The 10,854-nt window shown below is 58.4% G+C and carries 8 protein-coding genes; 5 read left to right on the forward strand and 3 right to left on the reverse strand.

Annotated elements, in window-relative coordinates; all coding sequences use genetic code 11:
* Positions 1 to 56 precede the first annotated feature (56 nt).
* Entirely contained in the window at positions 57 to 1,973 is a 1,917-nt protein-coding gene (locus DTI93_RS01885; RefSeq protein WP_086431071.1) for an ABC-F family ATP-binding cassette domain-containing protein, read from the reverse strand.
* A gap of 112 nt (positions 1,974 to 2,085) precedes the next feature.
* Here DTI93_RS01885 and ndk point away from each other — a divergent pair, with 112 nt between their 5' ends.
* Positions 2,086 to 2,508 carry a nucleoside-diphosphate kinase gene (gene ndk, locus DTI93_RS01890; RefSeq protein WP_043560494.1) on the forward strand — a complete coding sequence of 141 codons (423 nt, stop codon included), beginning with the start codon at positions 2,086 to 2,088 and terminating at the stop codon, positions 2,506 to 2,508.
* A gap of 96 nt (positions 2,509 to 2,604) precedes the next feature.
* On the opposite strand, the gene purN is transcribed toward ndk, so the two are convergent.
* Together purN and purM are read right to left on the reverse strand one after the other, a co-directional pair.
* On the reverse strand, positions 2,605 to 3,195 hold the full coding sequence (gene purN / locus DTI93_RS01895) for a phosphoribosylglycinamide formyltransferase (RefSeq protein WP_081563055.1): 591 nt from the start codon (positions 3,193 to 3,195) through the stop codon (positions 2,605 to 2,607).
* Between the two features lie 7 nt (positions 3,196 to 3,202).
* Positions 3,203 to 4,261 carry a phosphoribosylformylglycinamidine cyclo-ligase gene (gene purM / locus DTI93_RS01900; protein ID WP_043561347.1) on the reverse strand — a complete coding sequence of 353 codons (1,059 nt, stop codon included), beginning with the start codon at positions 4,259 to 4,261 and terminating at the stop codon, positions 3,203 to 3,205.
* Positions 4,262 to 4,432: 171 nt separating this feature from the next.
* Here purM and DTI93_RS01905 point away from each other — a divergent pair, with 171 nt between their 5' ends.
* The 4 genes from DTI93_RS01905 (at position 4,433) to DTI93_RS01920 (ending at position 10,364) form a co-directional block, all read left to right on the forward strand.
* The gene (locus tag DTI93_RS01905; protein ID WP_081563056.1) at positions 4,433 to 5,143 is read left to right on the forward strand and encodes a DnaA ATPase domain-containing protein; all 711 of its coding nucleotides are present in this window, start codon (positions 4,433 to 4,435) and stop codon (positions 5,141 to 5,143) included.
* Between the two features lie 252 nt (positions 5,144 to 5,395).
* A complete protein-coding gene (locus DTI93_RS01910; protein ID WP_249079471.1) occupies positions 5,396 to 7,513 on the forward strand; it encodes an RNA degradosome polyphosphate kinase in 2,118 nt (705 codons plus the stop codon).
* A gap of 2 nt (positions 7,514 to 7,515) precedes the next feature.
* Positions 7,516 to 9,027, forward strand: a complete 1,512-nt coding sequence (locus tag DTI93_RS01915) for a Ppx/GppA family phosphatase (protein WP_249079474.1) — start codon at positions 7,516 to 7,518, stop codon at positions 9,025 to 9,027.
* Positions 9,028 to 9,770: 743 nt separating this feature from the next.
* The gene (locus tag DTI93_RS01920) at positions 9,771 to 10,364 is read left to right on the forward strand and encodes a hypothetical protein (protein WP_154981563.1); all 594 of its coding nucleotides are present in this window, start codon (positions 9,771 to 9,773) and stop codon (positions 10,362 to 10,364) included.
* The last annotated feature ends 490 nt before the right edge of the window (positions 10,365 to 10,854 follow it).

Below are 10,854 nucleotides of genomic sequence, written 5' to 3' on the forward strand. Positions count from 1 at the left end.
CCTGTGAGGGGCGGCGAAGATGACGAAAGAGATAATGTGGCTTATTTCATGGCAGGTCAATTTGTGGCTTTTTCAAGTTCATCCTGCGCTTCCAGCCAGTGCATTTCCGTTTCGTCCTGTTTCTGGCTGACGAGGGCGAGATCGCTGTTCAGCGTGGCAATATCTTCTGCACGGCTGGACTGATAAAGGTCTGGGTCGGCCAGTTTGGCTTCCAGCTGGGCTTTGGCTTTTTCCAGACGTTCCAGCCGTGTTTCCAGATCACGGATCTTGCGGCGGAGTGGAGCGAGCTGGCGGGTCTGCTCCTTGCGCTGGGCACGCTGCTGGTTCCTGTCCGGCTGCGGGATGTCGTCATCCGTGTCTTTCCGGGATCGGGCTGCCTGACGCTGGTTTTCCTGCGTGGCCTGTCTGGCCCGTTCGTCCAGCCATGTGCGGTAATCGTCCATGTCGCCGTCAAAAGGCGTGATCGTTCCGTTTTCGGCAATCCAGAGCTGGTCAGCGACGGATTCCACCAGATGGCTGTCATGGCTGATGAGAATGACGGCCCCTTCAAACTCACCGAGGGCACGGATGAGCGCATCGCGGGCATCAAGGTCCAGATGGTTGGTCGGTTCGTCCAGCAGCAGCAGATGGGGAGCGTGGCGGGTGGCCAGAGCCAGAAGCAGGCGAGCCTTCTCGCCACCGGAGAGGCTGCTGACAGGGGTTTCCGCCCGTTCTGCATCCAGCCCGAAACGGGCCAGCTGGGCACGGACCTGTGGCGGGGTGGCCTCCTTCAGCGTACGGGCCATGTGCTGGACGGGGGTTTCATCCAGAACCAGCTCATCCGTCTGATGCTGGGCAAAATAGCCGACCCGCAGGCGGGAGGAGGCCTGCACCTCGCCGGACATGGGAGACAGCTGCCCTGCCAGAAGTTTGGCGAAGGTGGATTTGCCGTGCCCGTTGCGGCCCAGAAGGGCTATCCTGTCCTCACTGTCCAGCCGGAGGGAGAGGCGGCGCAGGATGGCCGTCTCACCATAGCCGACGGACACGTCATCCAGTTTCAGCATGGGGGGTGGCAGGGCACCGGGGGCCGGGAAGGAGAAATGGGTGGGGGTGTCTTCCACCACCGCATCAATCTGCGGGAGGCGGGCCAGAGCCTTCAGGCGGGACTGGGCCTGCTTGGCTTTCGTGGCCTTGGCCCGGAAGCGGGCCACGAAGGCCTCCATCTTCGCCCGCTGGTCCGCCAGCTTTTCGGCCTGCCGGTTCTGCTGGAGCCTTTGTTCCGTGCGTATCTGCACGAAGCGTTCATAGCCGCCGGGGGTGAGAGAGAGTTTTTTCTGGTCCAGATGGGCAATGGCCTGCACGCTGTTGTCCAGCAGCGCACGGTCATGGCTGACGATCAGGGCCGCACCGGGGAAGCGGGCCAGCCAGTTCTCCAGCCAGAGCGTGGCCTCGATGTCCAGATGGTTCGTCGGCTCGTCCAGCAGCAGGAGGTCGGGGGCCAGAAAGAGCGCACTGGCCAGGGCCACACGCATCCGCCATCCGCCCGAGAAATCATTGACGGGACGCTGCTGCGCCGCCTGATCGAACCCCAGACCCGCAAGAATGGTGCTGGCCCGGGCTGGCGCACTGTGGGCATCGATGGCGAGCAGGCGTTCATGCACGTCCGCCAGACGGGTCGGGTCTGTCGTGCTGTCGGCCTCTGCCAGAAGGCGGGTGCGTTCCTCATGGCTGTTCAGGACCGTGTCCAGAAGAGAGAGGTGGCCGGAGGGTGTTTCCTGCTTCACCCGGCCCATCGTGGCACGGCCGGAAAGGGTGATGCTGCCGCCATCGGGAGAGATGTCCCCGGCAATGGCGGCCAGAAGGGTGGATTTTCCTGCCCCGTTATGGCCGATCAGCCCGATGCGCCGCCCGGGTTCGATGGTGAGGGAGGCCTGATCGAGCAGGGTACGGCCTGCGATGCGCAAGGTAAGATCGGTAATGGAAAGCAGACTCACGCAGGCCCTCGGACGATGAAAATACGAAAAAAGATGCCCCGAACACTACCAGAAACAGGTTTTTTCCTCTAGGGGAGGCTGATTATAGACGTCTATTACTGAGGAGGGTCTTATGGCTCTGGAACGTACACTGTCCATCATCAAGCCTGATGCCACACGTCGCAACCTGACCGGCAAGGTGAATACTGTATTCGAGAATGCAGGCCTGCGCATCGTGGCCCAGAAGCGCATCCAGCTGACAGAGAAGCAGGCTGGTGCTTTCTACGAAGTCCACAAGGACCGCCCCTTCTTTGGTGAGCTGGTGTCCTTCATGTGCTCCGCTCCGGTGGTCGTGCAGGTTCTGGAGGGCGAGAATGCTGTTGCCCACCATCGTGACGTGATGGGTGCCACCAACCCGGCCGAAGCCGCAGAGGGAACCGTCCGCAAGCTTTATGCCCAGAGCATTGGCGAGAATTCCGTTCATGGCTCTGACAGCCTCGAGAATGCAAAGCGTGAGATTTCTTTCTTCTTTGCCGAGACGGAAATCCTGCCCTGATCCCTCTCTGAATGGAGAGCGGCATGGGGCATCGGCCCCTATAAGAAAGGGAGCCGGAGACGGCTCCCTTTTCTGTATCCAGCTGGTGGATCCTGTTCAGGAAATCTGCCGTCCCTCGATGAACCGGCGCAGTGTTTCCGGGTAGAGGCGGTGTTCCTGCTCCAGAACACGGGCTGCCAGAGTGTCAGCATCATCGCCGGGCAGGACGGGGACATGGGCCTGGGCCAGAATGGGGCCTTCATCCACACCATCCGTTACGAGATGGATGGTGCAGCCATGCTCCTTGGCTCCAGCCTTAAGGGCGGCCTCATGCGTATGCAGGCCGGGGAAGGCGGGCAGCAGGCTGGGATGGATGTTGATCATGCGGCCCTGCCACTGCTGGACAAGCCAGGGGGTCAGCACCCGCATGTAGCCTGCAAGGCAGATCAGCTTCGCACCAGAGGCCCGGACGGCCTCGTCCAGTGCCCGCTCATGAGCTTCACGATCCTTGCCGTATTCCTTGTGGGGAATGCAGAGTGTTTTTATTCCAGCCCTGCTGGCCGTTTCCAGCCCGGCCGCATCGGCCCGGTTGCTGAGGACAAGAACGATCTCGGCAGGAAAGTCTGGCCGGGCACAGGCTTCCATCAGGGCGACCATGTTGCTGCCACGACCGCTGATGAAAACGGCGATGGGGGTCTTCTTCACCATTGGTTCCTCAGCCCAGATTCAGCGGGGAGGTGAGGCGGAACGGCGTGCTGCTGCGGACTACACGGCCAATCAGCATGGCTTCTTCATCACGCTGTTCCAGCTCTGCCATGACCTTCTCCGGCTCGCTGGTGACCAGCACCATGCCGATGCCGCAGTTGAAGACCTTCAGCATTTCATCCTCGCTGACAGGTCCCTGTTCGGCAAGCCATGAGAAGATGCCGGGGATCGGCCAGCTCTGCCCGTCCACTTCCACACCCAGCCCTTCAGGCAGGACACGGGGCAGGTTCCCGGGCAGGCCGCCACCGGTGATGTGGGCGCAGCCATTGATCAGCTTCTTCTCATGCAGGGCAAGAACGGTGCTGACATAGAGGCGTGTGGGCGTCAGGAAGGCTTCGGCCAGCGTCTGCTTCGGGGAGAAGGGGGCAGGGTCGTTCCAGCTCAGGCCGGAGGCTCCCACGATGTGGCGGACGAGGGAGAAGCCGTTGGAATGGACACCGGAGGATGGCAGGGCGATCAGGCTGTCGCCTTCATGGATGGTGGCGGGCAGCATGGCATCACGTTCCACGGCACCAACGCTGAAGCCTGCAAGGTCGTAATGGCCCTTGCCATAGAGGCCCGGCATTTCGGCCGTTTCACCCCCCACCAGGGCGCAGCCGCTTTCCTTGCAGGCGTTGGCAATGCCCTTGATGATCCGTTCCGCCACGGCGACGGAAAGGCTGCCCGTTGCCATGTAGTCTAGGAAGAAGAGCGGCTGGGCACCCTGCACGATCAGGTCATTGACGCACATGGCCACGAGGTCGATGCCGATCTCATCATGCAGGCCGCTTTCGATGGCGAGCAGGAGCTTCGTGCCTACACCATCCGTGCAGCTGACGAGCACGGGGTCTTTCAGGCCCGCTGCCTTGGGGTCGAACAGGGCACCGAACCCTCCAAGCCCGCCCATGACACCGGGGCGTGTCGTGGCCTTGGCCGCCGGCTTGATGGCATCGACCAAGGCATCTCCGGCTTCGATGTCCACACCGGCTGCGGCGTAACTGGCACTGGGGGAGGAGGATGTCTTGGTCATGGGGGTATGATGTCCCTGCTGGTTGATGCTGGTGCCTTTATAGAGCATCCTGCGTGAAGACGGAATGTGCAGGACTGTCAAATCATTTCGGTTTTGTGAAAGAATGGGAAACCTTCTGCTCCCCGATGACAGGGGCAGGCAGGCTGAGGCAAGGGGGCGGATGAAGCGGGGATGACAGACGCACGGGTACAGCTGGTGTTGGATCTTCAGCAGGACCGTCCTTTCTCGGCGGAACGGTTCATTGCTGGTTCGTCCAATGCGTCGGCGCGTGCATGGCTGGCACGGGCCCGCTGGCCGGAAGGGAGGCTCTGGCTGTGGGGGCCTGCGGGTACAGGCAAAAGCCATCTGCTGCATGTCTGGGCGCAGCAGAATGGGGCTGTGCAGTTCGAGGCTGCGGCACTGTCCTGTGATGCAGATGGGGCCCTGCTGGTGGCGGGGCAGAAGCTGGAGCCGGGCGTGACCCCGTTTGTGATCGACCATCTGGAGGGGCTGGAGCAGAAACAGGAAGTGGCGCTGCTGCATCTGCTCAACCGTGCCCATGCGGCGGGCAGGCGGGTGCTCATGGCATCCCGGCACCCACCGGCACGCCGTTTTTTCCATCTGCCAGACCTTGCGAGTCGGCTCAGGGCGACCATGACAGCGGGGCTGGAAGAGCCAGAGGATGAGTTGCGGGCAACCCTGCTGCTGTCTCTCATGGCTGAGCGGCAGCTTGTCGTGCCACAGTCCGTCACGGACTGGCTCTGGCGTCAGCTGCCCCGGACAGGGGAGGCACTGGTCCGGGCGGTGAACAGACTGGATGATGCTGCCATGAAACGGGGCAGCGCCATCAGCCGTGCTCTGGCCATGGAGGTGCTGGCCGATCTTCTCAAAGAAGAAGACTGATGGAGCCTTGCATGGTTTAGGGGAAGAAATAAGCGGCGGTTTTCTGCCAGATCAGGAACTGTCCAGTCCCAATTGCATTTGTTACCTGCAAGGCTGAAATACTATCTTAATAATTGTCATATTGACGGAACCTCTGTCTTATTGAAGCAATAAAGAAGCGGGATTATGCCTGCTGACCAGCCAGGTGAGGAGACTGTCATGTCCAACATAGGGAATATGGCGTTTGTTGAGACAAACATGGCGAGTGAAGCCATGACAAAGAAACATCAGACCCGTTTCATCAATCGTGAGCTTGGTTGGCTGGATTTCAACCAGCGTGTTCTGGATGAAGCTGAAAATCCGGCAGCGCCCCTGCTGGAGCGGCTGCGCTTTCTCTCCATCAGTGCGGGCAACATGGATGAATTCTACGCCGTCCGTGTCGCTGGGCTGGTGCACCAGCTGAAGGATGGTTCCGGCAAGAAAAGCCCCGACGGGCTGACCCTGGCCCAGCAGCTTGAAACGGTACGGCACCAGGCATGGCATCTCCAGGGAGAGCAGCAGCGCATCTGGGGTGACATGCTGAAGGAGCTGCGGGACGAGAATATTCTCATCAGGAATGTTGAGAAGCTCCATCATCACGATCAGGAGTGGCTTTCCAAATATTTTGACAGCCAGCTTTTTCCTGTACTGACGCCGCTGACCCTGAATCCCACCCATCCCCTGCCGTTCATCTTCAGTGGCGGGCAGGCGCTGGTGCTCTGTCTCAAGGACCCGAAGACGGATCATCACATGATGGATGGCATGGTTGTCCTGCCAGAGCAGCTGCCTCGTTTCATCCGTCTGCCGGACCAGGATGACACGATCCGCTTCGTATTGCTGGAGGATGTGATCTTCCGCTTTGCCAAACGTCTGTATCCGGGGCTTCATGCCAGCCGTTCAGGCATGTTGCGCCTTGTGCGTGACCTGGATGTGGAGCTGGAAGAAGATGCTGAAGACCTGCTGAACAGCTTCGAGAAGGCTGTGAAGGAACGGCGGCGTGGGGCCTGCATCCATCTGGAGGTGGATGGTCGCCTGCCCGGGCATCTTATCCGCAAGCTGGGCGTGGCCAAGGATGATGTTGTCCATCTGCCGACCATGGTCGGTGTGGGCGATGTCAAGCAGCTCATCGTGTCCGACCGGCCGGAGCTTCTTTTCAGACCGTATCATCCCAGTATTCCGCAGCGTGTCCTGAAGCATGACGGCGATTATTTTGCCACGATCCGGGAGGCTGACCTTGTCGTCCATCATCCGTATGAGAGTTTTGATACGGTTGTTCATTTCCTCCAGCAGGCAGCACGGGATCCGGATGTCCTGTCCATCAAGCAGTCCATCTACCGGACATCGCATGACAGCCCGATCGTGGATGCGCTGATCGAGGCTGTTGAGGCGGGTAAATCCGTTACGGTAGAGGTGGAGCTGCGGGCCAGGTTTGACGAAGAAGCCAATATCCGTCTTGCCCGGGCACTGGAGACCAGAGGCGTGCAGGTCGTGTATGGTCTGGCGGCTTACAAGACCCATGCCAAGATGATCCTGGTGGTACGGCGTGAAGGCGATCACCTCCAGTCCTATGCCCATTACGGGACGGGCAACTATCATCCCAATACAGCTAAGATCTATACGGACATTTCCTATTTTACCTGTAATCCCGTCCTGGTTGATGACTGTGCCCGGCTCTTCAACTGTATTACCGGCGCTGCGGTGCCGGAGCTTCATGCGGTGGCTTTTTCGCCTCTTACCATTCGCCCGACGCTGGAAAAGCTGGTGCGGGAAGAGATGGAGCATGTCAGCGCCGGACGGCCCGGGCAGATATGGCTGAAGATGAACAGCCTTGTGGATAGGAAGCTGATCGAGCTTCTCTACGAGGCATCACAGGCCGGTGTGAAGATCACCATTGTGGTGAGGGGGATGTGCAGCCTGCGGCCGGGTGTGCCGGGCCTTTCTGAAGGGATTGAGGTACGGTCCATCGTGGGGCGGTATCTGGAGCATGCCCGTGTCTTTGCCTTTGGCAACGGGTGTGAGCTGCCTTCCCGCCAGGCAAAGCTGTACATTGCATCGGCTGACTGGATGAAACGGAACATGGACCGCCGCATTGAGGCCATGGTGCCCATTACGGATACGGAGTCTCATGACCGCATCCTGGGCGAGATCATGGTGGTGAATGTTCATGATACGTTGCAGAGCTGGGTAATGCTGCCTGATGGCCGCTGGAAACGTGTCGAACCCGGCGAATCTCCCCTTTCCGCGCATGAGTATTTTATGGAAAAAGCCTCTGCGTCGGCTAAAGAAGCAGACACTCCAGCGAATCCCCGGCTGGACTCCGAGGATGGGGAAGGGCCTGCGAAGGAGGCGTAAGAATGGTGTATACGGCAGCGCAGTGGGGGGGACGGGAGTCCCGCCGGGCTGCAATCGTGGACCTGGGCTCCAACTCCGTGCGGATGGTGGTCTATGAGGGGGTTGCCCGCAATCCCGTTCCCATCTTCAACGAAAAGGCCACTCTGCGTCTTGGCGCAGGGCTGGAGGCCACAGGGATGCTGAGCGAGGAAGGCATCAACCGCGCGTTGGAGGTCCTTGCCCGTTATCAGGCCATTGGTCAGGCCATGAAGGTGGAACCGTTCGATGTTCTCGCCACGGCTGCCGTGAGGGATGCCCATAATGGGGCTGACTTTGTGAAAGCGGCCAAAGCCCGCATGCCGGAAGCCCGCTTCCGTGTGCTGAATGGAGAGGAAGAAGCGGATTATTCCGCCGCAGGGGTGCTGTGTGCCCTGCCGGATGCTGATGGTGTGGTGGCCGATATTGGAGGGGGCTCGCTGGAGCTGATCCGTGTCAGGAACGGGGCCTATTTCGAGGCTGGGACGACACCGCTTGGAGTGATCCGGTTGCGAGAGCGTTCGCAGGAGGACTTGGGAGAGGCTAGCAAGATTGCCAGAAAGACGCTGGCAGATGTCTCATGGCTGGCAACGGCGGCCGGCAAGCCTCTTTATCTGGTGGGTGGGGCCTTCCGGGCGCTGGCCCGCCTGCATGTGGCCCGTATGGAGTATCCTCTGAACATGGTCCATCTCTTCCGGCTCAGCCGGTCAGAGGCAGAGGAAATGGCAGGCTGGGTCATCGGGGCCAGCCGCAAGCAGATGGAAAAGATCGGCAATGTCCCACGCAAGCGGATGGTGGATGCGCCATTTGCAGCCCAGGTTCTGCTCGCCCTGCTGGCCCAGACGGATGCGCAGGAGGTCGTTTTCAGTGCGGAGGGTCTGCGGGAAGGCTGGTACATGCGTGAGGTTGCCTCCTCTGTTGCTGAGGAAGACCCTATGGAGGCTCTGGCGCGGGAGATGGCAGGGCGGCTTGGCCGTAATGCCTCCTTGGCCGAGCCTCTTATCACATGGGTGTCTCCTGTCTTCCTGACCGGACTGGACTGGGTAGAAGATTCTTTTCTGGCAGCACAGCTCCGGCTGGCCTGTACCATCTCCGATATCGGGTCATATGACCATCCGCAATATCGGGCAGAGCAGACCTATCGACGGGTCCTGTACTGTCATGGTGTTGGTTTTTCCCATGAATCGCGGGCCTTTCTGGCCCTCGTGCTGGCCGTGCGGTACGAGATCAACAGGGATGATCCCGTTCTGGAGCCGTCCCGCCGTCTGCTGAGCAAGGGACGCTACGAGGCGGCCGTGCAGCTCGGGTTGGTGCTGCGTCTGGTCTATACATTATGTGCTGGGACAGAGGTTCTTCTGGAAAGAACACATCTGGCCATGAAGGATGACAAGCTGGTGCTCAGCCTGCATGGCAGTCGACTGCGTTCTGGTGGCAGCGCCATTTCCCGTCAGCTGGAACGCCTGGCCGAGGCACTGGGGATGAAACCGTCCCTGCGCTGACAGGCGGCTGTTTTCTGTACAAAGAGCCAGCATCCCCGATAGGATGGCTGGCTCTTTTTTAATCTGACATGATCCTGCGGGCCTGGTCCTATTCCCAGACGTTTTGTCGTCCTTCAGGGGGCATGTCAGACGGTTCAGCTGTTAGGGGACAGAAAGAATAGCACAGGAAGGGTGTCGTCCATTCTGATAAGGTGCGGGAGGCGGAGGCAGATCGTTTCGCCTCATCTTTCCTGATGCCTGAAATGGATGTTCGTGTGCATGTAGAGGGTGTTGTAGAGTACCTCTGCTTCTGAATAGCAAGAAACGGTGGAATATTTCAGCTTTTTCTTTTGCAAGACGTTTAAAAAGTTTGGGGATGTTTGTCTCTGATGATCATTATTGGCGGATATGCATTGAGCTTACACGCCGTGGTTTCCGCAAAAGTGAGCCCGGCGGCGTGGACAGGCAGACTTCAATGGTATGGAATCAAGTCAGCATGCATCTGTGGAAAAACAAGATGACTTTTTAAGACATCGCAAGATAATTCTGCCTGTCGCCTGATGAAGTGCAGGCCCTTCTAATGGGACGCTTGACGCCTAAGAGGCTTGGACAGGTGGCAGAAAAGCCGCCATCGGATTATGCTGAAGGGCGTAAAATGTTCAAAGTGTTTGGGGTAGGATCATTAAAGAAACTGAACGGGGCCAGACCGGCCTTTTTTGTGGTAGCGTTCCTACCCTGATTTCGCTGACAGGGGGGTACATGTCATGAAAGATGCCAAGAAGAAAAAATCCACACTGCTTAGCATCATTGTCGGATTGCTACTGGGCGGTTTTTTCGTCCTGTTATTTTTGGGGTTTTGTTCGAATGATCCACCTGTCCCTGCACACACACAAGACGTACTATCTGACACAGCTCCATCTCTGTCACAGGATCTGATGGGGCATCTCCGGTTTCTTGATGTGCCTGACAGCAAGAAGGAAATTGTGAGGCAGGCTGCTGTATCTGTGTTGAGGGCATGCCCGCGCATTGCTCAATATGCCACGCATGGTGAGGCGCCATCTGTGTCGTATTATCCCGAAGGTTGGGAGGGTACACCAGCCCATATCGAGTTTGATATTGACCTTGCTGAAGACAGCCAGCTGTCCTTTCCGCAAGGGATGAAAGACCCGCAATGGAGCGGCCATGTTGGCTTGGGGATATCAGGAGATGGCCACCCCGGCATTTATATGCATTCGCCACTGGAAATGTGGATATGCGGTATCCGCCTGAGTCATGGCCTGTTGCAGGGCTATGTTCGCAAATGGCCGGACCGTGTTCACTTTCTGCCGGTAAAAGATATTCCGCATCACAGTTTCTGAATTTTTCTTTGCACTTTGTCACAGTGTCTGTCCGATAGATGTGGCGGCGAGCATTATGCTGTGCCCATACTGATAAGTTGGCAAATCAGAAAACTGGTCATGATGGGCCTGTCCCATAACGATATCGTGGTGCAGGTTGGTGTTTCCCGCCCTCAGATTTATAGTGAGCTCTACAAGATCGGAGCGGCCCTTTCATTCAGCAGACGGATTGTCGATGAACGTCAGCTTTCACTGTTTTCAATGCGTTTTTCAGGGCCCGTAAAAAGGCGTTTAAGGTAGTTTGAGATAGGATTTTTGCCCTTTCTTTTTTGTTTCGGGGGAAAGGTCTGAGTCCTGATAGCCAGCATCCCCGATAGGATGCTGGCTCTTTTTTTAATCTGACATGATCTTGCGGGCCTGGTCCTATTCCCAGACGTTTTGTCGTCCTTCAGGGGGCATGTCAGACGGTTCAGCTTTTTCTCCATTCCACCCGATATGACGGGTTTCTGCC

The organism is Parasaccharibacter sp. TMW 2.1884, assembly GCF_023337695.1.
Lineage (GTDB): Bacteria > Pseudomonadota > Alphaproteobacteria > Acetobacterales > Acetobacteraceae > Bombella > Bombella apis.